Origin of the sequence: Vibrio sp. 2096 (assembly GCF_033339595.1) — a bacterium.
In the GTDB taxonomy this organism is placed as follows: Bacteria; Pseudomonadota; Gammaproteobacteria; order Enterobacterales; family Vibrionaceae; genus Vibrio; species Vibrio alginolyticus.
Genome location: NZ_JAWOUX010000008.1, coordinates 50,516 through 76,330, shown reverse-complemented (window position 1 = coordinate 76,330; position 25,815 = coordinate 50,516). Strand labels below are relative to the sequence as shown.

The following is a 25,815-nucleotide window of genomic DNA, read 5'->3' as shown; positions in this document are numbered from 1 at the left end:
TGCGAGCTTATTTTGTTTCAATCGCTGTTAGCTGCACTTTCTCTTCGTTGATTTGTACTTGTTGTACTTTCAGCAGTTCAATTTGTTCAATCAGACCTAAGCTCGGATTAAACCAACGTTCTGCCGAAGTGGCGAACTCCATTGAGTCCATATCATCACAGTTTAGGTTGTAGATGTTCTCTTCCATCAGGTATGCCGCTTCAATTTTCTTGCCTGAGATCGAGAACGCTTTACGCACACCAGTCTCTCGGATTTGCTGTTGCCAAACCACTTGGCAAGATGCTGTCATAGGAAGGTTTTGTACCCACTCATGATCTTCAAAACGGTCTAGAAGGTTGTGAACTGCGTAGCCTGTAAGAGTGGTTTGCAGAGACATAGTTTCTTCACCGATGTCAATATTCGGGCTTTTCTCTTTTACGTCGTCACCGTTTAGGCGGAAAATCGGACTGCTGTGCATAAGCATGGCAATAAACTGATGACCAATGAAATAAGCGTCAGTGATTTCATGGAGTGCACCATCTGATCCTGCAAAGTAAAGCGTATTGCTCTCTTCGTCGTCGTTGTACTGCTCGTCTGAATAGTAGAACTGTTCGGCGCCGTAGTTCACCAAGTCATTAACCAACTGGACCATTGCCTCGCTGTTTGGGATTTGTGCCAATGCTGCCAATATTTGCTCGCTATCCATCGCTTGGAAGCTCAGTTTCATGTCGCCCTCTGGTTGGCCATCCAAGCTAAACGAATAGCTCAATTGTGTGTTTGGTACAGGAGCGAAGATTGAGTTGTGAATCGAGACGTCGAAACTTTCTTGAGGCATTTTGTTTGGATTCGCACTGCCAGAAGACGAACCTCCGCCACAGCCGTAAAGAGCCAGAGTTGCTGCTGCGATAAGCGTCATTTTGTTTAGCATGGTTTACATTCCTGATTGATAAGGCCGTTTCATGTTGGGCCGTTGCTTGAATGCGAGCATGCTAAGTTCAGTGAGAGAAAAAGGGCAAAAAACAAAAGCTAACAGGGGTTAATGAAAGCTTAATTTTATATTTAAGTCTTTGTTTTGTTTGGGGTTATTTCGTTGGCTACGTTAGTGCAATACTCGTTAATGAGCGCTTTCCATCGGCTTATGATTTCTTGATCGGTCACACTAACATGCAACGTTTTCCACGGTTGGAGGCAAGTCTCTTTTGATTCAGATTGAGAAAGACGCTCAAACAAGGTTTCGGAAGGTAAAACGCGCAGCAGCGCCACCAGTGATTCCATGTAGTTGAGACGGAACTGTTCAAGTTTGTTCTGCTTATAAGCAATGTGAGACACAAAGGTATAAATCAGTGCGTTTTGGATACGTGAGTCGCCATCTGGTGTCGTTAACAGAGCTTTTGCCCTGTCTAAGTTACCTAATTTGAAATGCAATAGACCTAACCAGAGGCTCAGCTCATCTGGCAAAACATCAAACGACGATTGTACTTGAGTTAAATACGCTTCCAGCTTTTGATGTTCGTGCTCGTATAAGGCGAGATGTCTTGCCGTTGTTATAGCCGCAAATTCATCAGATTGTCGGAGAGGTTGGCTAGAAAAGGCATTCTCGAATAACATTTTTTTGTGAATATCCGAAAGCTGCCACGAACTTGCCGAAGGTGCAGGCAGATTGAAGTATTGCGCGACATCCGAGTGCATTTGGAAAATATCCGATTGTAAGGCAGATAAACGCAGTGTGTACTCATTGCGAAACGCCAGCTTGCCCGTCGCAGGATAAATAAGGTTCATCTGCGCTTTCAAGATGCCCTGTTTTGTGCCGTCTTTTAACTCGATATTGAGCTCGTAGTCGCTGGTCTGCATGTTTCGTGCGCCAGGGAAATATGGCGTTTGACCGATAGGATCAAGAAAGTAACTAGGAGCATCTTGGTTGGCGATGTCGGTGTATGGATATTCGACCTGTTGTTGCAGCAAGATGGCTTTGACCAGTATGCGGTATTTTCGCGCCTGGGAGCCGATTGAATCGACACGGTTGAGTAGTAGCTCGACTTTGGGAATCAGTAGTTGATGACGTGTTTGTTGTGTTGAGATTTCTTGGCGTTGCCATAACAAGCTTGCGAGTGTCATGCTACATACCGCAAGTATGGCACATAAGCTGTAAGCAAAAATCAGCTTGAAGTTCTTATTACTCGCCACCTGGGTTGAGATAACGCGCCGATGGTTTTTCGCTGGTGGCACTAAACGAATATTGGCAGGGTTAAGAAAGTAGCCTTTGCGGGGGTAAGTGACCAAGAGCTTAGCGGCATCGTATTCGGGTAAGTACTGCTGTAGCAGGGCACGTAAGGTGCTAATGCGGTTCGTGAGCACATTCTTAGAGATGAACTTGCTCTGCCAAATGGTTTCAATAATGGTGTCAGCAGAGAGTGGGTGGCCAACGCTTGTTAACAGCAGTTCTAATAATTCAATGGTGCGAGGTTCAAGATCAATCGCGATAGCATCTTGATGAAGGGTCTGTGTCTTCGGGTTATAGATCAGCTCTCCAATCGCAATACAACTGTGAGTCTGTTTAGCTTGTTGCAGAAAGTCGCGCATACCGTACCGATCTATTTGGAAATCGCGAAGTATTATATAGCGATTGGAGCGCGAAATCTTATAAATCGCGCTTCAATCACTATCAAAAATTTATGAACCGTAGGTCACGGAATAGCGGTGCGGTTTGTGGTTCATCGCTAACACGACATTGAGTGCAAACGCCCCCAAAATTGAAAGGCCAATCACTTCTGGTGTAACAAAGAAGAATGAAGAAAACAGGATACATGCATCGATTGCCATTTGGCTTTTGCCAACTGAAATGCCAAATTTGTCTTGGATAAACAAACACAGCACGTTAAAGCCACCTAAGCTGGAGCGATGTCGGAATAGGATCAGCATACCGAGCCCCATTAAAAGCCCGCCTGCGACGGCGCAATAAACTTCATTTACCGATTCGAGCGAGATTAGCAAATAAAGATGATCGGCAAAGATAGAAACCAACGCGCCAGAAATGGCACTATTAATGGCGAAATGACGGCCGAAGCGTTTCCATGCTAGTAAGTAAAAAGGACTGTTTGCTAAAAAGTACAGCACACCAAAGGTAAAAGGTGTAAATTGGCTAATAAGCAGAGCCAATCCAGTCGTGCCTCCCGTTAGAAGGTTAGCGGATTGGAGAAAGAAAACGCCTTGAGCTACTAAAAAGGTACCCGTGAGAATCGCTATCCAGTCTTCTTTTAATGAGTGTTTTTCCATCAATGTTGCAGTCATTAGTGATAAATAAGGCGTGCATAGTAGTAAAAAGATGATCTTTTCGGTAGCTAGAGGGTAAAATTTACGGTAAACCTATGTAATTGCTGTTTTACAGGGTGTAAAGCACAAATTTGACAGGCAATAGATTGTCGTTATGCGATTGCAATGCTGGCATGATAAACATTGCTTGTCATCATGAAAAAACTGCATGAGAAAATTGTAAATTTCTCTTTATGACCTAAATCAAATTATGTAGAATGCGCGCCATTAGGGTGACGAAAACGTTTGCGTCGGGTCATTCAACAGTTTTTTTGCAACTTTCAGTACTAATCTGAGTCAGGAGATACAGATGCTTAAGCGTGATATGAACATCGCAGATTACGATGCGGAACTGTTCGCAGCTATCCAGGAAGAAACTCTTCGCCAGGAAGAACACATTGAACTTATCGCTTCTGAAAACTACACAAGCCCACGTGTAATGGAAGCGCAAGGTTCTCAGCTAACGAACAAATACGCTGAAGGCTACCCAGGTAAGCGTTACTACGGCGGTTGTGAGTACGTAGATAAAGCTGAAGCACTAGCAATTGAGCGTGCATGCCAACTATTTGGTTGTGAGTACGCTAACGTACAGCCTCACTCAGGTTCTCAAGCAAACAGCGCAGTTTACATGGCGCTTCTTAACCCAGGCGATACAGTTTTAGGCATGAGCCTAGCACACGGTGGTCACCTAACTCACGGTTCACCAGTAAACTTCTCTGGTAAGCACTACAACGTTATCCCTTACGGTATCGATGAAGCTGGTCAAATCAACTACGATGAGATGGAACAGCTAGCACTTGAACACAAACCTAAGATGATCATCGGTGGTTTCTCTGCTTACTCGCAAATCGTTGATTGGAAACGCATGCGTGAAATCGCTGACAAAGCAGGTGCTTACTTATTTGTTGATATGGCGCACGTAGCTGGTCTTATCGCTGCCGGTGAATACCCAACACCAGTACCGCATGCTCACGTGGTAACAACAACGACGCACAAAACACTAGCAGGTCCTCGCGGTGGTCTTATCTTGTCAAATGCTGGCGAAGATATGTACAAGAAATTGAACTCAGCAGTGTTCCCTGGTGGTCAAGGTGGCCCTCTAATGCACGTTATCGCTGGTAAAGCAGTAGCGTTCAAAGAAGCGATGGAGCCAGAGTTCAAAGCTTATCAAGCTCGCGTAGTGAAAAACGCAAAAGCAATGGTTGGTCAGTTCCAAGAGCGTGGCTACAAAATCGTATCTAACGGTACAGAAAACCACTTGTTCCTTGTTGACCTAATCGACAAAGATATCACTGGTAAAGACGCAGACGCGGCACTAGGTGCAGCAAACATCACTGTAAACAAGAACTCAGTACCAAATGACCCACGCAGCCCATTCGTAACGTCTGGTATTCGTGTAGGTACGCCAGCGATCACTCGCCGTGGCTTCACTGAAGAAGATGCAAAAGAGCTAGCAAACTGGATGTGTGACGTTCTAGATAACATCGGCAACGAAGAAGTTATCGAAGCGACAAAACAGAAAGTGCTAGAAATTTGTAAGCGTCTACCGGTTTATGCCTAACCGGTCTTCATAGAATGAGTCGATTTCGGTGTCGAACATACTCATTTGCTCGCGCAAACTCCGTGTGTTCTCCTAGAACTCGACTCGTCTATTTTGAACATTGATATACTAAAGGCCCTCATTTGAGGGCCTTTTTGTTTGTCTGGCGTTTGGAATGAGATATAGCGAGAGTGTGTGATAAGGGGATGGCTACCAACACTGTCCCTTTTCAATATATCCAAACCACGTCATTCCGACGAGCCGAGGCGAGATCAGGAATCTTGTTGAGGCACACTCTTTTACTCAGAGTTTCCCTAAAAATCATCAGTACTCTGAAAACTGATTCTGAATCACGCTCGTTCCTCGCTGTTCAGAATGACAGTGGTAGAATGGCTTTTTATCATCATTTGCCAGATACAAAAAAGGTTGGCACTGAGCCAACCTTTTCTCTTCAAAACAAGCTTTTCAAAACAAGCGAGAGCTTATTTAATCTCGATACCTTGAGCTTGCATATCGGCATGGTAAGAAGAGCGCACAAATGGACCACACGCTGCATGCGTGAAGCCAAGTTCTAGTGCAACTTCTTTTAGCTCGTCAAACTCAGATGGTGGAACGTAACGTTCTACTGGCAAGTGGTGACGGCTTGGCGCTAAATACTGGCCTAGAGTCAGCATCGTTACGCCGTGTGCGCGTAGATCTTTCAGTACTTCGATGATTTCTTCTTTGGTTTCACCAAGACCCATCATCAAACCAGACTTGGTCGGTACATCGGGATGCTGCTCTTTGAACTTCTTAAGAAGCTCAAGTGACCATTTATAGTTCGCACCTGGGCGAGCTTTACGGTAAAGACGTGGCGCTGTTTCTAAGTTGTGGTTGAAGACATCTGGCGGATTGTCTTTCATTAGATCAAGCGCTACATCCATGCGACCACGGAAGTCAGGAACCAGTGTTTCAATCTTAATATGCGGGTTTAACGCACGGATCTCGCGGTTACAATCGGCAAAGTGTTGTGCACCGCCGTCACGCAGATCGTCACGGTCAACAGAAGTGATTACTACGTATTTCAGCTTCATATCGGCAATGGTTTTCGCCAGTTTTTGAGGCTCTTCTGCTTCCGGTGGTAATGGGCGGCCATGAGCAACGTCACAGAAAGGACAACGACGAGTACAAATAGCACCTAAGATCATGAAGGTTGCTGTACCGTGGTTAAAACATTCCGCTAGGTTCGGGCAAGATGCTTCTTCACATACGGAGTGAAGTTTATTCTTACGCATCGCCGCTTTGATGTCTTGAATTCGTTGGCTGTCGGCTGGTAGCTTGATCTTCATCCAATCAGGCTTACGTAGCACTTCTTTCTGCTCTGTAGGCATGTTCTTTACGGGAATCAATGCCATTTTATCGGCGTCACGATATTTAACGCCTTTTTCCATCTGGATTGGTTTGCTCATGCTTTATTACCTTGAGAAGGTGCTTCTGTGCTGAATTCTACTTGCTCATAATCGAGCAAAGTAACGAGTTCTTCTATTAATTGTTTTTCTACGGCTTCTACATTGTCTGGGCCGCCAAATTGGCTGACCTGAACCATTTCCATACCTTCATAACCACAAGGGTTAATACGCAGAAACGGTGTTAAATCCATATTTACGTTCAAGGCTAAACCATGAAACGAGCATCCTTTACGAATGCGTAAACCGAGAGAGCATATTTTCTTACCGGCAACGTAGACACCTGGTGCGTCAGGTCGTGCGGCTGAGTCAATATTGTATGCTTTTAGCGTGTTGATCACGAGGTTCTCGATTGTGGTAACGAGATCTCGTACACCTAATTTTTTACGGCGTAGGTTGATCAAGAAGTAGGCGACCAACTGACCAGGGCCATGATACGTAACCTGGCCTCCGCGATCACTTTGTACAACAGGAATATCGCCAGTGTTAATCAAGTGCTCAGCTTTACCTGCCTGTCCTTGCGTAAATACTGGGTTATGTTCTACCAACCAGACTTCATCACGGGTTTCTTCTGTGCGTTGGTCGGTGAACTCATGCATCGCCTTCCATACAGGCTCATAGTCTTGGCGGCCAAGTCGTTTTACAACAAGTTGGTGTTGCATGGGAATTCCTGTTGCTAATATATAAAGTTTTTGGATTATAAACCGGATAACCCTGATGCTCTACCGCTGCGTAACAGATTTTTAACTGAAAGTGATGTAAAGCCTCGTTATCTCTTTGATAAATAAAAAGAAAGCAGCCAAGGCTGCTTTCAAAAAAAATTTAATATATCAAAAAATTATAGAACCATGCGTACGATGTCAATTTCACCTAACTCTTTGTACAGTGTCTCAACCTGCTCGATAGAGGTTGCAGTAATGTTGATTGACACAGAGTGGTAGTTGCCCTTAGCACTTGGTTTAACGGTCGGGCTGTAGTCACCTGGAGCATGGCGCTGAATAACTTCAAGAACAAGCTCTGGAAGTTCAGGCTTTGCATGACCCATTACCTTGTAAGTAAATGAACAAGGGAACTCAAGCAGGTCTTTTAATTTTGCATCAGAGTTGATGGTTAGCATATCGATAACTCCAGTAGATATTCGTTGCGGTGCGAAATAGTACAGTCAAATTAGGGGGAACTCAAGACGAGGAGCTCAAACTTAAAAAGCCGCCCATTCAGGCGGCTTTGCGAATAAGTTTGCTACTCTAATGTTCTTTTTAGAAGAAGCTCTTGAATAACAATACGATGTAATCCCACATGCGGCTAAATAGACTACCTTGCTCTACGGTTTCTAGTGCCATTAGTGGGTATTCGGCAATATCTTCACCATCGATCTGATAGTATAGCTTACCAACTACATCACCTTTATTAATTGGGGCTTCTAGCTCTTTTTCAAGGACGAAGCTTGCTTTTAGGTTTTTCGCTTCACCACGCGGTAGTGTTACGTAAGTATCTTGGTCAAGACCCAGTGCTACGGTGTCTTTGTTACCCATCCACACTTTTTCTTCTACGAACGTTTCACCTGCTTTGTGCGGTGCCACTGTTTCGAAGAAACGGAAGCCGTAGCTTAGCAGCTTTTTACTTTCTGACTTACGAGCATTGGCATCTTTAGTACCCATAACGACCGCAACCAAGCGCATTTGACCTTCAGTTGCTGAACTTACTAGGCTGTAACCCGCATTACTTGTGTGACCCGTTTTGATACCGTCAACGTTCATGCTCTTATCCCAAAGTAGACCGTTACGGTTGTATTGGGTGATGCCGTTGTAAGTAAATTTCTTCTCTGAGTACACTCGGTACTCATTTGGTACGTCACGGATAAGTGCTTTACCCAGCAGAGCCATGTCGTATGGTGTTGAGTACAACTCTGCGTTATCTAAGCCATGAACGTTGGCAAAGTGCGAGTTAGTCATACCCAATGTGTTGGCCCAAGCGTTCATTAGGTCAACAAACGCATCTTCTGAACCTGCAATATGTTCTGCCATCGCAACACAGGCATCGTTACCTGACTGGACGATGATACCTCGGTTCAGGTCACGTACTTTAACTGTTGTGCCTACTTCAATGAACATCTTTGATGAATCAGGGAAGTTTTTCGCCCACGCATTTTTACTGATGGTGACATCATCATCTTCTGAGATATTACCACGCGCTAGCTCTTGGCCGATTACATAGCTGGTCATCATCTTAGTCAGACTAGCTGGAGACAATTTTGTGTTCATCTCTTTCTCTGCCAGTACTTTACCTGAATGGTAATCCATCAGCACGTAGCCCTTCGCCGCGATTTGAGGGGCATCTGGAACAACGATAGGTGATGCAAGAGCAGATTGAGCGAAAGTTGCAGAAAGGGCAACCGAAGAAACGAGAATAGATTTCACAAACTTATTTTTATTCATGGTAATTCAAATTTTTGGGTTAACTGCAGACATCTTATCAGAATCCCTAGTTATGTAAGAGGGGGATCAAAGAGAAATTCATGACACGAGGTCATTTGGCAGTGTTGTGTTTTTTAATAAATGCAGACGAATAGCCGAGCAACTTTACTTTATCTAATGTGGCTTGCGTCAGGGAATAGTCAGTAAATGGCCCTAACAACAAGCGATAAGACTCTTTCGCACTCTCTAGGAAAGTTTCTGTATCCAATTTTTGACCAAGCTCGGTACCTAAAGTTCGCGCGCGTTCTTCATTTTTTGATGATGCCACTTGAATAACGTACCTAGGGTGCGCTTCTAATGACTTTTTGTCCGTGGGCTGATTGATACTGATCACTTCAATTTCCACGTTCGCGGTGCCTGTTTTTATGACATCTAACTTGTGCGCGGCGGCATAGCTTAAATCAATGATACGACCATCGTGAAAAGGACCTCGGTCATTAACTCGTACTACGGTGGTTTTGCCGTTGTCAGTATTGGTAACTTTTACGTAACTTGGTAACGGTAGCGTTTTATGCGCTGCCGTCATTGAATACATGTCATAGATTTCGCCATTAGAAGTCAAATGACCTTGGAATTTTTTCCCATACCAAGATGCGCGGCCTTTTTCTTTAAAGCCTTTCGCATTGCGAACTATTTTGTAGTCTTTGCCACGCAAGTGGTAATCTTTGTTCCCACCTAGGCTGTACGGTTCATATTTAGGATGCGCATCCTCGATGTGTTCGACTGAAAGCGGTGTATCCGGTGCAACATCGGATTCGAGTTCGTAACGGCCTTCTTGTTCTTTTTGGCTAGTTGATGAACAGCCTGCCAAAATAAGAGCAGAGAAAACCAAGGAATATAAAGCGCGTTTTTGCATGTCTAGGTCGCCTTAGAGAATGCTTTTCGGTGCGTATGAATCGACATCAGAATACCAAAACCAGCCATCAAGGTTACCATTGATGTGCCGCCATAACTGATGAGTGGCAACGGTACACCTACAACAGGTAGGATGCCACTTACCATGCCAATATTTACAAAAATATACACGAAGAAGCTGAGTACAATACTGCCTGCCATCATTCGTCCAAATGCGGTTTGCGCTTGGCTGGCGAGATATAAACCTCGTCCAATAATAAATAGATAGATGGCTAAAAGGCAAAGGAAGCCAATCATACCCCATTCTTCAGCAATTACTGCAAAGATAAAGTCAGTGTGTCGTTCTGGAAGAAATTCTAGTTGTGACTGCGTACCTTGCAACCAACCTTTGCCGGAAATACCACCGGAGCCAATCGCAATTTTACTCTGAATAATGTGGTAGCCCGCTCCTAGCGGATCAGATTCCGGGTTAAATAGAGTACGAACTCGCACTTTTTGATACTCTCGCATCAAGAAAAACCACAGAATTGGAATGAAACCACCTAATGCAATCGCAGCACCAGCGATGATTTTCCAGCTAATGCCGGCGAGGAAGATAACAAAAATACCGGAAGCGGCGATCAGGATAGAGGTACCTAAGTCAGGCTGCTTTGCAATGAGAATGGTTGGTAAGCAGACCATAATCAGTGCAACAATGAGTGTTTTTAGCGTTGGTGGAAGGGGCTGTCTACCGACATAGCGAGCCACCATTAATGGCACCGCGAGCTTCAATAGCTCTGACGGTTGAAAGCGCACAAAACCGAGGTTAAGCCAACGCTGCGCGCCTTTCGATGCTTCACCGAAAAACAGCACGCCGAAAAGCAGTATAACGCCACCAACGAACATCAAAGGTGCCAAGCTTTCGTAAGTTCGTGGAGAAAGCTGTGCAAGGACGAGCATCACAACGAGTGAAAGCACCATTCGCATGGCTTGGCGATCCATCATCAGTAAACTTTGGCCACTGGCGCTGTACATGATCACCAGGCCAAACCCCATCAGGGCCAGTATGCCAAGTAGGAGTGGTAAGTCGATATGGAAGCGTTCAAACAGGGCGCGATTTTTACCTGTAGAGGGATCCATCTTCATTACTGTTTTACCTCTTTCTTCGCATTGTTTTCAGGCTCAATTTCTTCTGGACCAAGAACGACTCGGTCAAAAATTTTCCTTACTACTGGGGCACCGTTACTAGAACCACCACCGGCATTTTCTAGTACTACAGTGACGACCACTTTAGGATCATCAAATGGTGCAAAGCCAGTAAATAACGCATGGTCACGTAAGTGCTCGGCGATCTCATCGGCGTTGTATTCTTCGTTTTCACCCAGACCGAAGACCTGTGCAGTACCTGATTTACCCGCTGTTTCATAATTCATTTTGTAGAATGAGCGGCGAGCTGTTCCGCGCGTGCCATGGTTTACCCGACGCATGCCTTCTTTCGCCATATCCCAGTACTTTTTAGGCACATTCTTGATTGGTGGGTAAGTCACGTATTCTGTCGTTTGCTGCTCTTCGAAGTCGTTACCATTTTCTATCGTCGCTTTGAGCAAGTGAGGTGCGATCACTTCTCCCTCGTTTACTAATACGGAGGTTGCTTTGGCGATTTGCATTGGTGTTGCTGTCCAATATCCTTGGCCGATACCCACAGGGATCGTATCACCTTTATACCATGGGGTTTTATGGCGAGACATTTTCCAGTCACGAGTCGGCATATTCGCCTTACTTTCTTCGTAGATATCAATGCCAGTGTAATCACCAAAACCGAACATCATCATCCAATTCGAAATACGGTCAATACCCATGTCATAAGCGATTTGATAGTAGAAGGTATCAACAGACTCTTCGATCGACTTAATGATATCGACGCGCCCGTGCCCCCAACGCAACCAGTCACGAAACGGGCGTGTGTTGGAGTTTGGTATGCGCCAATAACCAGGGTCATTTCGTGTGGTGTTAGGTGTGACGACACCTTCTTGCAGCGCGGCTACCGCCATAAATGGTTTGATGGTAGACGCAGGAGGGTAAATGCCAAGTGTAGTGCGGTTGACCAAAGGACGGTTTTTATCGTTCAAAAGGGCGCGATAATCTTTACCTGAGATTCCGTGCACGAACGAGTTAGGATCGTAGCTAGGGCTTGAAACCATAGCCAGTACGCCGTTGTCTCTAGGATCGATTACTACAGCACTGCCTCGGCGGCCGTCCAACAATTGGTGTACGTACAACTGCAAGTTGATATCAAGGTTTAAAACGATGTCTTTTCCGGGTACAGGTGGAACGTACTTTAAGGTACGAATTACTCGGCCGCGGCTGTTTACCTCGACTTCTTGATATCCGGCTGTACCGTGTAAGAGGTCTTCGTAGTATTTTTCAATACCCAGCTTACCAATGTCGCGAGTGGCTTGATAGTTTGCGTCTTTTTCTTCTCGGATCAGGCGTTGCATGTCGCGATCATTAATTCGAGAAACATACCCAATCACGTGGGTTAAGACTTCGCTGAAAGGGTAGTAGCGCTTTAAGGTCGCACTTATTTCCACACCTGGAAAGCGGTACTGATTGACGGAGAATACCGCTACTTGTTTTTCGTTCAGTTGGGTAAGCAGTGGGACCGATTTAAATCGACGAGTCCGTTTACGCTCGTGGTGGAAACGTTCAATCTGGTCTGGTGTAATTTCCAGAATAGTTTGTAATTCTTGGATGGTTGCATCAATGTCTTTAATTTTTTCTGGGGTCAGTTCTAAGTTAAAGACGGGACGGTTCTCTGCCAGTAAAACGCCATTTCGGTCATAAATTAGACCTCGGTTAGGCGCGATAGGCACTACTTTGATGCGGTTATCGTTCGAGCGGGTTTGATAGTCTTGAAACTGGTTCACCTGAATGTTGTACATGTTGGCAACCAGAGCTCCCATCAAGACAACAATGCCGATAAAAGCAACAATAGCGCGGCTGGCAAACAGACGCGCTTCGGCTTGATAATCTCGGATTTGACTGCGGCGTTTACGAATCATTAACGCTTGGCTCTAAAGTTAAACAACGATTATTCGCGATGATAAGGGTGGTTAGCGGTGATGCTCCACGCTCGGTATAAGCTTTCTGCCATTACGATACGCACTAGAGGGTGGGGTAGCGTTAAGGCAGATAATGACCAGCTTTGGTCTGCAGCAGCTTTGCATGCAGGAGCGAGTCCTTCGGGACCGCCGATTAATATTGATACATCACGGCCATCTAATTTCCAAGCTTCTAACTGCTCAGCGAGTTGAGGAGTGTCCCATTTTTTACCTGGGATATCTAACGTGACGATACGGTTGCCTTTTGGTACCGCCGCGAGCATCGCTTCTCCTTCTTTTTGCAGGATGCGAGCGATATCGGCATTCTTACCACGCTTGCCAGCAGAGATTTCAATCAACTCCAACGGCATATCATGCGGGAAACGGCGACGATATTCTTGAAAGCCTTCCTCAACCCATTTTGGCATTTTTGTGCCAACAGCAATTAGTTGAATTTTCAAAAGATTAACCCCAGAGTTTTTCTAGCTGGTAGAGTTCGCGGTGCTCTTCTTGCATCACGTGAAGCATGGCGTCGCCCATATCTAGGACTACCCATTCACCTTCGTTTTCACCTTCCATTCCTAGTGGCTCAAGACCGGCTTTTTTCACTTCTGTTGCAACATGGTCAGCGATGGATGAAACGTGGCGTTTGGATGTACCAGTACAGATGATCATGTAATCTGTCACGCTTGATTTATCTTCCACATTTAGGACGATAATGTCTTCCGCTTTCATGTCGTCGGCTTTATCAGCTAAAAAGTCTTTCAGTTCTTCGCGAAGCACTCGGTTTTCCTCGGTTTGTCTCTTATCTCTACAGTGTTTTACATTCTTGCTTGCAAAACAGGTCGCGCACTATATCACGCTTTGATTTTTAAATTGCCAGCTTAATATCAGGAGAGCAGGTTTCTAAGCTCAACTGATGAATAGTTGGCCATACAGACTCGTCATATTGAGTTTTGGCTTTTATCTCTGCTTGAGCCAACAAGGAGAGCAATGCACAAATACGACTCGCCGATAAGCGGGTCAGTGCTGCGTTATAGAGTGGACGCTTGTTTTGCCAAACTCGATATTTCTCAAATACCTGGTTCATTCCCATTTGAGTTAAGTCTTGATGCATATTTAAAAGTTGGCTCAACTCTTTTTGTACACTTCGAATCAAGATCACGGTCTCGACCCCTTCCGCCTCAAGTTGGCGAAGAATACGTTGTGCACGGTTTGCTTTACCTGCCAGTAAGGCGTCGATCCAGTTAAACGTAGTAAAGTGATTATGGCGACTTAGGGCTTCCTCTAAACGTATGATAGTCAGCTCACCATCCGGGTAGAGTAGGGCCAATTTCTCTAAGCTTTGTGACAATGCAAATAGGTTACCTTCATGCCATTGAGCCAACATTTGCAGTGATTGCTGATCGGGCTTTAGTCCCAACGTGCGGCAACGTGTCTGAATGAACATAGGTAGGCGTTGAAGGTCTGGCGACAAGCAGCTTACCCAATCGCCTTTTGAGCTTAATGCTTTGAACCATTTCGCATTTTCTTGGGCTTTGGTCAGTTTGCTACCAACAATGACGAGCATGATGTCATCATGAAGCATATCACACAGTGTTTGCAGCTCTTTGCTGACGGCTGTTGTCACGCCACTTTCTGGAATTTCAAGCTCGATCAATTGACGGTTTGAAAACAGGCTCATCGCTTGGAAACAGTCGTAAACTTGGTTCCAGTCGATGCTAGCATCCACCGCAAAACGGTGTTTTTCCTCAAAACCTTGCTGAAACGCTGCCTTTTGGATTGCTTGGCGGCTTTCTTGAATCAGTAACGGCTCATTACCAAAGATTAAGTAAACCTGTTTAACTTGTTTAGTTAAATGATCCGTTAGCTTATCGGCATAAATTCGCATAGTGACTAAGAGTTTTTGTTCGCTGGCTCAGAGATTTGTCCTGCTTCATATTCGGCACGAATACGGCCCAACTGGCGCATCATCTGTTTTGCAGCTTGCAAGCGCATCTCGTCTTCAATTACGTCACGCTCAACAGATTTTGCAAGTGCGGTCAACGGGTTGTCTAGGTAGTTGCGGTTTACTGTTGTCGTAAAGTTTTTAGAACCATAGCCAGGAATTGTCACACGGTATTTTACTACGTATGTCAGCTCTTTTTCTGCTGCACGGCTATTTTGATAAAGCGATAGTGTACGCTCATCGATTGTCGCTTCCGTCAAATGAAGGTTGGGTACCGTCGATGATGGTTGAACAAGTTCAACTTTGTTCAGTTCGAGTTGAGAGCGAACATAGCGAGTTAATTCACTGTATTCATCGTAGCTGGAGAAAGACATAGTGTGCAGCTCTTCCGGTACGGAATACTCGCCGCGAAGGTGAAAACCACAGGCAGAAAGAAGCCCCGCTAATACCAATACCACTGGTAGTTTAATCAAAGAGAAAAAGCGCATTGATTGTATTCATCCTAAATTGAAGGGGTTATTTACCTTAAACCACTCATGTGAATGGTTTAAGGTAAATAAACAGGGTAGAAAACTACCCTGTTTAATGACTCTTGGTTAACAAATAAGTTCGCTAAACAGAGACAAATTGACAGCTGCGATTAGTTTGCAACGATGTTCAGCAGTTTACCTGGAACGTAAATAACTTTACGAATAGTCAGGCCATCAGTGAACTTAACCACGTTTTCGTCGTTTAGACCAAGCTGTTCGATATCGTCTTTAGAGATATCAGCTGGGACTGTTAGCTTCGCACGTAGCTTACCGTTAACTTGAACAACGATAGTTTTTTCGTCTTCAACTAGCGCTTTTTCGTCAAACGTCGGCCATGCCGCGTTATCAATGTCTGTTTCACCTAGTGCTGCCCATAGCTCGTATGAGATATGCGGAGTGATAGGGTAAAGCATGACAACAATAGCTTTCAGTGCCTCGTCAAGGATTGCACGATCTTGCGCAGATTCTTGAGGCGCTTTCGCTAGTTTGTTCATCAGCTCCATGATCGCTGCGATCGCGGTGTTGAATGTTTGACGACGAGCGATATCGTCCGTCACTTTCGCGATAGTCTTGTGAACGTCACGGCGAAGTGCTTTTTGAACACCAGAAAGCGCTGCGGTATCTACTGCTTCTGCTGCGCCTTTCGCTGTGTGCTCTTTCACTAGTTTCCAAACACGTTTTAGGAAGCGGTTCGCACCTTCTACGCCAGACTCTTGCCATTCAAGTGTCATGTCCGCTGGAGACGCGAACATCATGAATAGACGTACTGTGTCAGCGCCGTACTTGTCTACCATTTCTTGAGGGTCGATACCGTTGTTCTTAGACTTAGACATCTTGATCATGCCTGAGTGCGTTACATCACGACCTTCAGTGTCTCTAGCAGAAGTAATGCGGCCTTTACCATCACGTTCAACGGCTACGTCTGTTGGAGCTACCCACTCTTTGCCGCCTTTCTCGTTCTCGAAGTAGAACGCATCAGCCAGTACCATGCCTTGACACAGTAGTTGCTTGAACGGTTCGTCAGAAGTTACGTAACCCGCATCGCGCAGTAGTTTGTGGAAGAAGCGAGAGTACAATAGGTGCATACAAGCGTGCTCGATACCACCGATGTACTGATCTACTGGTAGCCAGTAGTTTGCTTTTTCTGGATCTAGAATGTCGTCAGCTTGTGGTGAACAGTAACGTGCGTAGTACCAAGACGATTCCATGAACGTATCGAACGTATCTGTCTCACGTAGAGCTGGTTCGCCGTTGAAGGTTGTCTTCGCCCATTCTTTGTCTGCTTTGATTGGGCTTGTTACGCCATCCATTACCACGTCTTCTGGAAGAATGACTGGTAGTTGGTCAGCGGGTACTGGGTGAACTTCACCGTCTTCAGTGGTTACCATTGGGATTGGTGCACCCCAGTAACGTTGACGAGATACACCCCAGTCACGTAGACGGAAGTTTACTGTCTTCGTGCCTTTGCCTTCTGCTTCTAGTTTCGCTGCGATTGCATCGAATGCCGCTTGGAATTCTAGACCGTCAAATTCACCTGAATCGAACAGTACACCTTTCTCTGTGTATGCCGCTTCAGAAACGTCTAGCTCGCTGCCATCAACTGGCTTGATAACAGGCACGATATCTAGACCGTACTTAGTTGCGAATTCGAAGTCACGTTGGTCGTGTGCAGGTACTGCCATTACAGCGCCTGTACCGTAGTCCATCAATACGAAGTTTGCTACGTAAACAGGAACTTCACGGCCGTTCAATGGGTGAATAGCAGTAAGGCCTGTTGCCATACCTTTCTTCTCCATTGTCGCTAGCTCAGCTTCTGCAACCTTGTTGTTCTTACATTCGTCGATAAACGCTGCAAGCTCTGGATTGTTCTCTGCTGCAAGAGCTGCAAGAGGGTGACCGGCTGCGATACCCACGTAAGTCACACCCATTAGCGTATCTGGACGTGTTGTGTAAACTTCTAGGTCTTGTTGACCCTTAACTTTAAACTTCAGTTCAACACCTTCAGAACGACCAATCCAGTTGCGCTGCATGGTTTTTACCATTTCAGGCCAACCTTCAAGCTTATCTAGGTCGTCTAGTAGCTCTTGAGCGTACTCAGTGATTTTGATGAACCATTGAGGGATTTCTTTTTGCTCTACAGGCGTATCACAACGCCAGCAACAACCGTCTTCAACCTGCTCGTTTGCAAGAACAGTTTGGTCGTTAGGACACCAGTTAACAGAAGAAGTCTTTTTGTAAACTAAACCTTTCTCGTAAAGTTTAGTGAAGAACTCTTGTTCCCAGCGGTAGTACTCCGGTGTACATGTTGCGAATTCACGGTTCCAATCGTAACCAAAGCCTAGAAGCTTAAGTTGGTTCTTCATGTATTCGATGTTTTCGTAAGTCCAAGGTGCTGGCGCAGTTTTGTTTTTTACTGCTGCGTTTTCTGCAGGTAGACCGAATGCGTCCCAACCGATTGGTTGCATCACGTTTTTGCCTTGTAGGCGTTGGAAACGAGATACTACATCACCGATAGTGTAGTTGCGCACGTGACCCATGTGCAGTCGACCACTTGGGTATGGGAACATGGACAGACAGTAGAATTTTTCTTTATTTGGGTCTTCACTTACAACAAAGGTTTTGTTGTCATCCCAGTGCTTTTGAACTTTTTGTTCAATATCTTGTGGGTTGTATTGTTCTTGCATCGATGGTATCCGTTATCTTGGAATTTGTGAGTTCGGTTAGAACAGACTTAAATAGATCGTCATAGAATACCTAAAGCTAGGGATCACAACAATAGCCAATCTGTACCCATGCGCCCTTAAGTGACGCAGGTAGGAGAAAGATGGAGGTCAGTTATGCCTAAACGTAAAACAGGTTATGAGGAAATGCTCGAGGATGTGATTGAAACCTTGAAGCACAGTCCGGAAGAAGTTAACAAAGCGATTGAGACGTCGGGCAAAGTGGTGGATGCTGCTAATGACTTGACCAAAGATGAATTGGCTTTAATCAAAGCGTACCTTAAAGCAGACTTAAAAGAGTTTTCAGAGAGTTACGAGGATAGCAAAAGCGGCCCGTTTTACTTAACGATTGCGGACTCGATATGGCAAGGGCTGTTAGAGATTACTGACCGAACTAAAGTTGAGTGGGTTGAGTTGTTCGATGACTTAGAGCATCAAGGGCTATATGAAGCAGGAGAGGTGATAGGCTTAGGCACTTTAGTCTGTGATGAATGTGGTCACAAGACAACGTATAACCACCCAACTGTAATCATTCCGTGTATTAAATGTGGTCACAAAGGCTTTACTCGTCAGTCATTAAAGCCATAAATGGCGCGTAACGACAGTATAATGCTATGAATAAAAAAGAGGCTTAGTCGCCTCTTTTTTGTCTTTTCTACTTTCAAGCTGTTATCAGCTCTGTTTTCTTCTTAAGCCGAGCGCCAGCGCTAAACTTAACCCAACCCAAATATACAATGGCCAAGTACCAACGATTCGATATGGCGTTTGTCCATTGGTTGGGGTGAGCTCTGCGCGCAGTACTGCAGTTTCAAACTGCGGTACTTGCTCAACGATTTTACCTTTGTGATCGGTTACCGCTGTTAATCCGTTGTTAGTCGAGCGGATGAGCGGTTTACCTAACTCTAAGGCACGCATACGGGCGATCTCCATATGCTGAAGAGGACCGATAGAGTGACCAAACCATGCATCATTTGAAAGCGTTAGAATGAAGTCTGTTTCGTCAGTCACATTTTGACGCACTTGCTCATTAAAGATGATCTCATAGCAAAGCGCTGGTGCCATGTGCATGCCATTCGCAACGATGTTTGGCTGCACAAAAGCCCCACGGCTAAACGACGACATCGGTAGGTTAAAGAATGGCGCTAATGGGCGCAAAATATCTTCAAATGGTACAAACTCACCAAACGGTAGTAGGTGATGCTTATGGTAACGTTCGCTTAAATCGAAGCTGTAGTCACCGTATGGTGTGATGCCGAGGGACAGAATACTGTTGTAGAACTGTCGATCTTCAGCTTGGTTGACGACACCGGTGATGATTGCGCTGTTATTCATTTTTGCAGCGCTGTCGATATTGCTCAAAAATGAAGGCACTTCAATTTCAAAAGCGGGAATTGCTGCTTCTGGCCAAACGATAATGTCAGCATCCCAGTTTTCACGAGTTAAGTCAGCGTACTTCATGATGGTTGGCCAGCGTTGACTTGGTAGCCACTTTAGGTTTTGGTCTACGTTACCTTGAATCAGCGCGAGCTTAGTCGTGTCTTCTGGTCGGGGTGTTACCCAATCGTAGTTGCGAATCCCAAAGCCAGTACTGAGTAGCACCGCAGGGATAATCACCATCAGCCACTGCTTATGAATCCATGCATAGGCTAACGCCCCTGCGCTGATAAGGATAAATAGAGTAAGCAGTTCTACGCCGCCAACTGGTGCAAAGCTTGCGAGTGGAGCATCTATCTGGCTATAGCCTAGCCATAACCAAGGGAAGCCAGTCATCACCCAACCACGTAACCAATCACTGATCAGCCATAAAGCAGGTGCAGCGAGAAGTGCTTTTGTGAGCGTAAATTGAGGAAACAGCTTGTTGTTGAGCCAAGCAAATAAGCCTGAATAAACAGCCAAGTAGGCAACAAGCAAGCCCATTAAAAATAAATTGGCAATGAGCGGCATACCGCCAAAACCGGAGATACTGACGTAAACCCAGCTAACGCCAGTTGCAAATTGACCTAACCCCCAAGCATAACCAATCCATAGTGCGCGTTTCGGAGTTTGGTTAGCAAGAAGAATCAGTAGAATTGCTGGGCTAAGAATGGCAATAGGCCACAGCTGGTAAGGAGCGAAAGCGAGTGTAGTAGAGGCGCCAACAAAAGCGGCCACTAAGGGCCGCTTAAGGCGATGAAAGAGTTCATTCATCATTGTAATTTTCTGAGATTCCCAATGGGTATCGCGTTACTCTTGAGTGGCTTCAACCAGGGTTTCTTCGTCTGGGATCGTCACTTGGAGTTGAATGACACGACGGTTATCGGCAGCGGTGACTTTGAAGTTGTAGCCTTCAATTTCAACCAGTTCACCACGAGAAGGTAAGTGACCAAAGGCAGTCATGACCATACCACCAACGGTATCAACTTCCTCATCGCTGAAGTTGGTTCCGAATGTCTCATTAAACTCTTCGATGGTTGTCAGCGCTCTGACAGCAAACGTATGCTTGCTCAGCTTACGAATGTCCGTCTCTTCACTTTCATCGAATTCATCTTCAATATCCCCGACGATTTCCTCAAGGATATCTTCAATGGTCACAAGACCAGAAACACCACCGAATTCATCGACAACAATGGCCATATGATAACGTTCTTCACGGAATTCTTTCAGCAGTCGATCAACGCGTTTACTTTCCGGTACTACAACCGCTGGTCGAATGACTTCTTCGATATCAAATGGATTACTGCCTGAGCCTAAGTATTTAAGTAAGTCCTTCGCTAGAAGTATGCCTTCCACATGGTCTTTATCTTCGCTGATCACAGGGTAGCGAGAGTGTTGAGCATCGGTAATCAAAGCAACCAAGGTATCAAGGTCGTGAGTACGCTCAACGGTAACCATTTGCGAACGCGGGATCATAATGTCACGCACACGCATTTCGGAGATTTCCATAACACCTTCGAGCATATCGCGAGTGTCATGGTCAATCAGGTCGTTAACTTCAGAGTCGCGGATAACATCCACAAGCTCTTGGCGATCTTTTGGTTCGCCCTGAAATAGTTGACCTAGACGTTCAAAGAAGGACTTTCTACTCGGACCTTCTGCCTTTTCTTTCTTATCTTCGTTAGAAGAGGGAGAATTATCTTCGTTCATTGTTTCTCAATTAAGTAACGCTATCAGAAGTGTGATAGCACACATAGAGAGGCGAACACGAGAGTCATTTAGGTGGTTCGCCTTTCCCTGTCGAGTGGCCAATAGCTACTCTTTTTCAGCAATGTAAGGATCTTCATAACCCATACCTTGCATGATTTCGGTTTCGAGGGACTCCATCTCTTCGGCTTCGTCATCCTCTATATGATCATAACCTAGCAGATGCAAGCTGCCATGTACAACCATATGCGCCCAATGTGCTAGCAGAGGCTTGCTCTGTTCAACCGCCTCTTTTTCAACAACTTGGCGGCAAATAATCAAATCACCAAGTAAATCTATTTCCATACCAGGAGGTGCTTCAAATGGAAACGACAACACATTAGTTGGTTTATCTTTGCCGCGATACTCATGGTTGAGCGTATGACTTTCTTGTTCATCAACAATACGAATGGTGACTTCGGCTTGTGGCTGGAAGAGAGGAATTGTCTTATCTAGCCACAATTGGAAATCTTGCTGCGAAGGCAGACCTTCTTCATTTTCGACTGCCAGTTGCAGATCAAGTTCAATCGCCATGATTATTCCTTAGTTGAAGCAACTTGTGCATTCAGTTCGGCTTTTGCTGCTTCTAGTAACTTCGCATCGCGTTCTTCACGACGGCGTTTCTCGAACTCTTTACGCTCTTTCTGGTCTTGTGCTTCCCACTTCTCGTACGCGTTAACGATACGAGCAACCACAGGGTGACGTACAACGTCGTCGGCTAAGAAGAAGTTAAAGCTGATGTCGTCAACTTCGCTTAGTACTTCAATAGCATGACGAAGACCCGATTTCGCACCACGAGGTAAGTCAATCTGCGTGACATCACCAGTGATAACCGCGCGAGAGTTAAAACCAATACGCGTTAGGAACATCTTCATCTGCTCAACAGTGGTGTTCTGACTCTCATCAAGAATGATGAAGGCGTCGTTTAGAGTACGACCACGCATGTAAGCAAGAGGAGCAACCTCAATCACGTTACGTTCAATCAGCTTCTCTACGCGCTCAAAGCCCAGCATTTCAAATAGGGCGTCGTATAGCGGACGTAGGTATGGGTCGACTTTCTGGCTTAAATCACCAGGCAGGAAGCCCAATTTCTCACCAGCTTCAACCGCTGGACGAGTAAGTAGAATACGGCGGATCTCTTGGCGCTCTAGTGCGTCAACAGCTGCTGCTACAGCAAGGTAGGTTTTACCTGTACCAGCCGGGCCAATACCAAAAGAAATATCATGCGTGACCATGTTAACCAAGTACTGCGCTTGGTTTGGCGTACGTGGTTTGATCACACCTTTCTTGGTTTTGACGAAGACTTCTTTACCATGCTCGATGTTAGACTCAGTATTCTGCTCAAGAACACCAGACTCTTTGATCGCTAGATGGATTTGCTCAGGCTCAATATCTGGGATCTCACCTCGTACAGGTGCGGTATCAACATATAGAGTTTTCAGGATATCCAGCGCAGCTGATGCGGTATGAGGTTTACCGACAATCGTAAAGTGGTCACTACGGTGGTTAATTTCAACGCCTAGACGACGTTCTAAATGCTTGATGTTGTCATCGAATGGACCGCACAGGCTAGCTAGTCGGCGGTTGTCTGAAGGTTCTAGGTTAATTTCTAGAGTTACGATTTTATTGCTCAATGTTGCCTCTCATTTTTTGCCACTTAGTGAGAGCCTGATAACGACCAGGCTCTCTATGGCTATTTATACGAGCTTACGGCGTAAAAGTAGCTACACCCAGCTCATCTTCGCGACGTGTTTTCGCCATCATCTGCGTTGGGGAAATCACACTACGAAGATCCATGTCTTTTTCAGTACGTACTAGCTCACCACGCAGTGAGTTTGCAAATACGTCTACGATCTTCACATCAACGAACTGACCAATTAGGTCTGCACTACCTTCAAAGTTTACTACACGGTTGTTTTCTGTACGAGCGCGTAGTTCCATTAGGTTTTTCTTCGAAGGACCTTCAACTAGAACACGTTGTTCTGTGCCAAGCATTAAGCGAGAGTAACGCATCGCTTGAGCATTGATAGTTTGCTGTAGTTCGTAAAGGCGCTCTTTCTTCACTTGTTCTGACACATCACAAGGGTAATCCGCTGCTGGCGTACCTGGACGTGGAGAGAAAATAAAGCTGAAGCTCATGTCAAAGTCTACATCTTTGATTAGCTTCATGGTGTCTTGGAAGTCTTTGTCTGTCTCACCAGGGAAACCAACAATAAAGTCTGAACTGATTTGGATATCAGGACGAGCTTTACGCAGTTTACGGATGATCGATTTGTATTCGATAGCGGTGTGAGGGCGTTTCATCATCGTTAGGATACGGTCACTACCACTTTGCACAGGTAAGTGCAGGAAGCTCACAAGTTCTGGCGTATCTTCGTATACTGCGATGATGTCGTCTGTGAATTCTAACGGGTGGCTCGTCGTGAAACGAATACGGTCGATACCATCGATAGACGCAACCAAACGAAGCAGTTCTGCAAATGAACAGATCTCACCATCGTGCATAGGACCACGGTACGCGTTTACGTTTTGACCCAGAAGGTTTACTTCACGTACGCCTTGTTCAGCAAGTTGGGCGATTTCGAACAGTACGTCATCCATTGGACGGCTTACTTCTTCACCACGAGTGTACGGTACGACACAGTAAGTACAGTACTTAGAGCAGCCTTCCATAATAGAAACGAATGCTGTCGCACCTTCAGCGCGAGGTTCAGGTAGGCGGTCGAATTTTTCGATCTCTGGGAACGAAATGTCCATAACTGGTGCATCATCGGACTGAGATTGTTTGATCATCTCAGGTAGGCGGTGCAAAGTTTGTGGGCCAAAAATAACGTCAACGTATGGTGCACGTTCACGAATATGGTCACCTTCTTGCGTTGCTACACAACCACCTACACCGATAACTACGCCAGGTTTTTTATCTTTTAGTGTTTTCCAGCGGCCTAGCTGGTGGAAAACTTTCTCTTGCGCTTTTTCACGGATCGAACAGGTGTTAAGTAGAAGTACGTCTGCTTCCTCTGGCTCTTCCGTCAGCTCGTAGCCGTTTGCAGCATTAAGCAGGTCGGCCATTTTTGATGAATCGTATTCGTTCATCTGGCAGCCCCAGGTTTTAATTAGCAGTTTCTTACTCATCTCACTTTCGCTCGTTCAGTTGTACTTAAATCGGAGAGCTATTGCTCAAATTATAGCCGCCATCACGGCGGTAAGCGGCGTATTGTACTGCTTTAAAAAGCACCTGACTAGTGATCTAGCTAATTCTCTGCAAAGCCTGATGAAATCTAGTTTTTCGCCCTATGCTGAACAAGGTTTTTTGTTAAACAATTTTGTAAAAGTAGCCATGGAAAGTACAATAAAAAACGCCAATTAATCAGCACGATGAAGAGTGAAAAATGAACAAGTATGACATCGCCGTGATCGGTGGCGGTATGGTCGGGGCAGCCGTCGCTGTTGGATTTGCCAAGCAGGGCAGAAGCGTTGTCTTGGTCGAAGGTACAAAACCTAAAGTTTTTGATGCCGCTCAGGCGATGGATATTCGTGTATCTGCAATCTCGCACCAGTCGGTGGAGTTACTTGATTCACTCGGAGCATGGTCAGAGATCAAGAGCATGCGAGTTTGTCCTTATCGGCGCTTAGAAACTTGGGAGCACCCAGAGTGCCGTACTCGTTTTCACTCTGATGAATTGTCATTGGATCAGCTAGGTTACATCGTTGAAAATCGCCTAATCCAATTAGGTCTTTGGCAAGTCTTCTCTAAGTATGAAAATCTAACCGTGATGTGTCCTGAGCGATTAAAAGCCATTGAGTTTGCAGATGTAAATCTTGTGACACTAGAAAGTGGGGCGCAGTTTGAAGCTAACTGGGTGATTGGTGCTGATGGTGCAAACTCTAAAGTTCGTCAATTGGCTGGAATTGGTGTAACTGCGTGGGATTACCGACAACACTGCATGTTGATTAACGTGAAAACAGAATTGCCTCAGCAAGATATTACTTGGCAACAATTTACACCTTCAGGCCCACGTTCATTTTTACCTCTGTGCTCTTTGAGTAACGACGATGGTCAAATAGTAGGCCAAGGTTCTTTGGTTTGGTATGACTCGCCTAAACGTATTAAACAACTGTGTGCGATGGGTAAACCTCAACTAAGGGAAGAAATCTTACGTCATTTCCCTGCAGAATTAGGCGATATTGAAGTTTTACAGTTTGGCTCATTCCCACTCACTCGTCGTCATGCGCAAAGCTACTCAAGCAAAAATTGCGTATTAGTGGGTGACTCTGCCCATACGATCAACCCGCTTGCAGGGCAAGGGGTAAACTTAGGCTTCAAAGATGTAGACGTTCTCCTTTCGGTAACAGAACAACAAGAAAAGCTGGAAGATACCTTACTCGCGAAATACGAACGCGCACGTCGACCTGACAACTTACTCATGCAGACGGGCATGGACTTTTTCTATAAAGGTTTTAGCAACGATCTAGGGCCATTGAAGTTCGTACGTAATGCTGCATTGAAGCTTGCTGAAAACTCAGGGCCAATTAAGGCTCAAGTACTGAAATACGCGTTAGGTATGTAGTAAGCTACTCAAATCACAGATAGAAAAAAAGCGAGCCATGAGCTCGCTTTTTTAATTCGGCAAATCTAATGATTTCCCGAGTCCAGAACCAAAAAAAGAAAAAACCCAGCAAAGTCATGCTGGGTTTTCCGATAATGGTGCGGAAGGAGAGACTTGAACTCTCACACCTTGCGGCGCCAGAACCTAAATCTGGTGCGTCTACCAATTC

General features: G+C 45.3%; 24 protein-coding genes. 3 read left to right on the top strand and 21 right to left on the bottom strand.

Annotated features, from left to right (window positions below):
* Nucleotides 1-7 precede the first annotated feature (7 nt).
* From R7Q41_RS15855 to R7Q41_RS15845, 3 genes are all read right to left on the bottom strand, one after another.
* The gene (locus R7Q41_RS15855; RefSeq protein ID WP_258669043.1) at nucleotides 8-907 is read right to left on the bottom strand and encodes a hypothetical protein; all 900 of its coding nucleotides are present in this window, start codon (nucleotides 905-907) and stop codon (nucleotides 8-10) included.
* A 131-nt stretch (nucleotides 908-1,038) separates the two neighbouring features.
* Entirely contained in the window at nucleotides 1,039-2,559 is a 1,521-nt protein-coding gene (locus R7Q41_RS15850) for a transcriptional regulator (RefSeq protein ID WP_258669040.1), read from the bottom strand.
* A gap of 90 nt (nucleotides 2,560-2,649) precedes the next feature.
* Nucleotides 2,650-3,252, bottom strand: coding sequence for a YitT family protein (locus R7Q41_RS15845; protein ID WP_213964612.1), 603 nt, complete (start codon nucleotides 3,250-3,252; stop codon nucleotides 2,650-2,652).
* A gap of 346 nt (nucleotides 3,253-3,598) precedes the next feature.
* Here R7Q41_RS15845 and glyA point away from each other — a divergent pair, with 346 nt between their 5' ends.
* Nucleotides 3,599-4,849, top strand: coding sequence for a serine hydroxymethyltransferase (gene glyA, locus R7Q41_RS15840; RefSeq protein WP_005381985.1), 1,251 nt, complete (start codon nucleotides 3,599-3,601; stop codon nucleotides 4,847-4,849).
* Nucleotides 4,850-5,310: 461 nt separating this feature from the next.
* Here glyA and lipA read toward each other — a convergent pair whose 3' ends face one another.
* The 12 genes from lipA to leuS form a co-directional block, all read right to left on the bottom strand.
* Nucleotides 5,311-6,276 (bottom strand): lipoyl synthase, encoded by a 966-nt coding sequence (gene lipA / locus R7Q41_RS15835; protein ID WP_005391329.1) that lies wholly within the window; start codon nucleotides 6,274-6,276, stop codon nucleotides 5,311-5,313.
* Nucleotides 6,273-6,935: a lipoyl(octanoyl) transferase LipB gene (lipB, locus tag R7Q41_RS15830; protein ID WP_005384137.1), complete on the bottom strand. Its 663-nt coding sequence runs from the start codon at nucleotides 6,933-6,935 to the stop codon at nucleotides 6,273-6,275. The genes lipA and lipB overlap by 4 nt, the downstream gene beginning before the upstream one ends.
* Before the next feature lie 176 nt (nucleotides 6,936-7,111).
* Entirely contained in the window at nucleotides 7,112-7,390 is a 279-nt protein-coding gene (gene ybeD, locus R7Q41_RS15825; protein WP_005384135.1) for a DUF493 family protein YbeD, read from the bottom strand.
* A 139-nt stretch (nucleotides 7,391-7,529) separates the two neighbouring features.
* A complete protein-coding gene (locus tag R7Q41_RS15820) occupies nucleotides 7,530-8,708 on the bottom strand; it encodes a serine hydrolase (protein ID WP_005384132.1) in 1,179 nt (392 codons plus the stop codon).
* A gap of 91 nt (nucleotides 8,709-8,799) precedes the next feature.
* The gene (locus R7Q41_RS15815) at nucleotides 8,800-9,603 is read right to left on the bottom strand and encodes a septal ring lytic transglycosylase RlpA family protein (protein WP_005384131.1); all 804 of its coding nucleotides are present in this window, start codon (nucleotides 9,601-9,603) and stop codon (nucleotides 8,800-8,802) included.
* Between the two features lie 2 nt (nucleotides 9,604-9,605).
* Nucleotides 9,606-10,727, bottom strand: coding sequence for a rod shape-determining protein RodA (gene rodA / locus R7Q41_RS15810; protein WP_005373004.1), 1,122 nt, complete (start codon nucleotides 10,725-10,727; stop codon nucleotides 9,606-9,608).
* A complete protein-coding gene (mrdA, locus tag R7Q41_RS15805) occupies nucleotides 10,727-12,643 on the bottom strand; it encodes a penicillin-binding protein 2 (protein ID WP_005384126.1) in 1,917 nt (638 codons plus the stop codon). The genes rodA and mrdA overlap by 1 nt, the downstream gene beginning before the upstream one ends.
* Before the next feature lie 29 nt (nucleotides 12,644-12,672).
* On the bottom strand, nucleotides 12,673-13,143 hold the full coding sequence (gene rlmH / locus R7Q41_RS15800) for a 23S rRNA (pseudouridine(1915)-N(3))-methyltransferase RlmH (RefSeq protein ID WP_017821762.1): 471 nt from the start codon (nucleotides 13,141-13,143) through the stop codon (nucleotides 12,673-12,675).
* A gap of 4 nt (nucleotides 13,144-13,147) precedes the next feature.
* Nucleotides 13,148-13,465 carry a ribosome silencing factor gene (rsfS, locus tag R7Q41_RS15795; protein ID WP_005373015.1) on the bottom strand — a complete coding sequence of 106 codons (318 nt, stop codon included), beginning with the start codon at nucleotides 13,463-13,465 and terminating at the stop codon, nucleotides 13,148-13,150.
* 88 nt (nucleotides 13,466-13,553) lie between these two features.
* Entirely contained in the window at nucleotides 13,554-14,573 is a 1,020-nt protein-coding gene (holA, locus tag R7Q41_RS15790; protein WP_222712417.1) for a DNA polymerase III subunit delta, read from the bottom strand.
* Between the two features lie 5 nt (nucleotides 14,574-14,578).
* On the bottom strand, nucleotides 14,579-15,118 hold the full coding sequence (gene lptE, locus R7Q41_RS15785) for an LPS assembly lipoprotein LptE (RefSeq protein ID WP_005384122.1): 540 nt from the start codon (nucleotides 15,116-15,118) through the stop codon (nucleotides 14,579-14,581).
* A 152-nt stretch (nucleotides 15,119-15,270) separates the two neighbouring features.
* On the bottom strand, nucleotides 15,271-17,844 hold the full coding sequence (leuS, locus tag R7Q41_RS15780) for a leucine--tRNA ligase (protein ID WP_238966649.1): 2,574 nt from the start codon (nucleotides 17,842-17,844) through the stop codon (nucleotides 15,271-15,273).
* A gap of 153 nt (nucleotides 17,845-17,997) precedes the next feature.
* Between leuS and R7Q41_RS15775 the strand changes: the two genes are divergently transcribed.
* Nucleotides 17,998-18,468 carry a zinc ribbon-containing protein gene (locus R7Q41_RS15775; RefSeq protein ID WP_005373024.1) on the top strand — a complete coding sequence of 157 codons (471 nt, stop codon included), beginning with the start codon at nucleotides 17,998-18,000 and terminating at the stop codon, nucleotides 18,466-18,468.
* Nucleotides 18,469-18,552: 84 nt separating this feature from the next.
* On the opposite strand, the gene lnt is transcribed toward R7Q41_RS15775, so the two are convergent.
* From lnt to miaB, 5 genes are all read right to left on the bottom strand, one after another.
* A complete protein-coding gene (lnt, locus tag R7Q41_RS15770; protein ID WP_203345953.1) occupies nucleotides 18,553-20,070 on the bottom strand; it encodes an apolipoprotein N-acyltransferase in 1,518 nt (505 codons plus the stop codon).
* Nucleotides 20,071-20,103: 33 nt separating this feature from the next.
* Nucleotides 20,104-21,003: a CNNM family magnesium/cobalt transport protein CorC gene (gene corC / locus R7Q41_RS15765; protein ID WP_005384118.1), complete on the bottom strand. Its 900-nt coding sequence runs from the start codon at nucleotides 21,001-21,003 to the stop codon at nucleotides 20,104-20,106.
* 105 nt (nucleotides 21,004-21,108) lie between these two features.
* A complete protein-coding gene (ybeY, locus tag R7Q41_RS15760; protein ID WP_005373030.1) occupies nucleotides 21,109-21,573 on the bottom strand; it encodes an rRNA maturation RNase YbeY in 465 nt (154 codons plus the stop codon).
* A gap of 2 nt (nucleotides 21,574-21,575) precedes the next feature.
* Nucleotides 21,576-22,673, bottom strand: a complete 1,098-nt coding sequence (locus R7Q41_RS15755; protein WP_005373033.1) for a PhoH family protein — start codon at nucleotides 22,671-22,673, stop codon at nucleotides 21,576-21,578.
* 73 nt (nucleotides 22,674-22,746) lie between these two features.
* Nucleotides 22,747-24,171: a tRNA (N6-isopentenyl adenosine(37)-C2)-methylthiotransferase MiaB gene (gene miaB, locus R7Q41_RS15750; RefSeq protein WP_005373038.1), complete on the bottom strand. Its 1,425-nt coding sequence runs from the start codon at nucleotides 24,169-24,171 to the stop codon at nucleotides 22,747-22,749.
* A gap of 257 nt (nucleotides 24,172-24,428) precedes the next feature.
* Here miaB and R7Q41_RS15745 point away from each other — a divergent pair, with 257 nt between their 5' ends.
* Complete coding sequence (locus tag R7Q41_RS15745) at nucleotides 24,429-25,607, top strand: 2-octaprenyl-3-methyl-6-methoxy-1,4-benzoquinol hydroxylase (protein WP_064369039.1); 1,179 nt, start codon at nucleotides 24,429-24,431, stop codon at nucleotides 25,605-25,607.
* 13 nt (nucleotides 25,608-25,620) lie between these two features.
* Here R7Q41_RS15745 and R7Q41_RS15740 read toward each other — a convergent pair.
* Nucleotides 25,621-25,815, bottom strand: a 195-nt coding sequence (locus tag R7Q41_RS15740) for a hypothetical protein (RefSeq protein ID WP_206949545.1), incomplete at its 5' end; no start/stop codon positions are given.

Bases quoted from the DNA above. Each gene is read 5' to 3' on its own strand.
- R7Q41_RS15820 (WP_005384132.1), bottom strand. From the start codon at position 8,708: ATGAATAAAAATAAGTTTGTGAAATCTATTCTCGTTTCTTCGGTTGCC.
- lptE (WP_005384122.1), bottom strand. From the start codon at position 15,118: ATGCGCTTTTTCTCTTTGATTAAACTACCAGTGGTATTGGTATTAGCG.
- lnt (WP_203345953.1), bottom strand. From the start codon at position 20,070: ATGATGAATGAACTCTTTCATCGCCTTAAGCGGCCCTTAGTGGCCGCT.
- R7Q41_RS15815 (WP_005384131.1), bottom strand. From the start codon at position 9,603: ATGCAAAAACGCGCTTTATATTCCTTGGTTTTCTCTGCTCTTATTTTG.
- corC (WP_005384118.1), bottom strand. From the start codon at position 21,003: ATGAACGAAGATAATTCTCCCTCTTCTAACGAAGATAAGAAAGAAAAG.
- mrdA (WP_005384126.1), bottom strand. From the start codon at position 12,643: ATGATTCGTAAACGCCGCAGTCAAATCCGAGATTATCAAGCCGAAGCG.
- R7Q41_RS15775 (WP_005373024.1), top strand. From the start codon at position 17,998: ATGCCTAAACGTAAAACAGGTTATGAGGAAATGCTCGAGGATGTGATT.
- lipB (WP_005384137.1), bottom strand. From the start codon at position 6,935: ATGCAACACCAACTTGTTGTAAAACGACTTGGCCGCCAAGACTATGAG.
- R7Q41_RS15850 (WP_258669040.1), bottom strand. From the start codon at position 2,559: ATGCGCGACTTTCTGCAACAAGCTAAACAGACTCACAGTTGTATTGCG.
- R7Q41_RS15855 (WP_258669043.1), bottom strand. From the start codon at position 907: ATGCTAAACAAAATGACGCTTATCGCAGCAGCAACTCTGGCTCTTTAC.
- ybeD (WP_005384135.1), bottom strand. From the start codon at position 7,390: ATGCTAACCATCAACTCTGATGCAAAATTAAAAGACCTGCTTGAGTTC.
- leuS (WP_238966649.1), bottom strand. From the start codon at position 17,844: ATGCAAGAACAATACAACCCACAAGATATTGAACAAAAAGTTCAAAAG.
- glyA (WP_005381985.1), top strand. From the start codon at position 3,599: ATGCTTAAGCGTGATATGAACATCGCAGATTACGATGCGGAACTGTTC.
- R7Q41_RS15845 (WP_213964612.1), bottom strand. From the start codon at position 3,252: ATGGAAAAACACTCATTAAAAGAAGACTGGATAGCGATTCTCACGGGT.
- holA (WP_222712417.1), bottom strand. From the start codon at position 14,573: ATGCGAATTTATGCCGATAAGCTAACGGATCATTTAACTAAACAAGTT.
- lipA (WP_005391329.1), bottom strand. From the start codon at position 6,276: ATGAGCAAACCAATCCAGATGGAAAAAGGCGTTAAATATCGTGACGCC.
- R7Q41_RS15745 (WP_064369039.1), top strand. From the start codon at position 24,429: ATGAACAAGTATGACATCGCCGTGATCGGTGGCGGTATGGTCGGGGCA.
- miaB (WP_005373038.1), bottom strand. From the start codon at position 24,171: ATGAGTAAGAAACTGCTAATTAAAACCTGGGGCTGCCAGATGAACGAA.
- ybeY (WP_005373030.1), bottom strand. From the start codon at position 21,573: ATGGCGATTGAACTTGATCTGCAACTGGCAGTCGAAAATGAAGAAGGT.
- rodA (WP_005373004.1), bottom strand. From the start codon at position 10,727: ATGAAGATGGATCCCTCTACAGGTAAAAATCGCGCCCTGTTTGAACGC.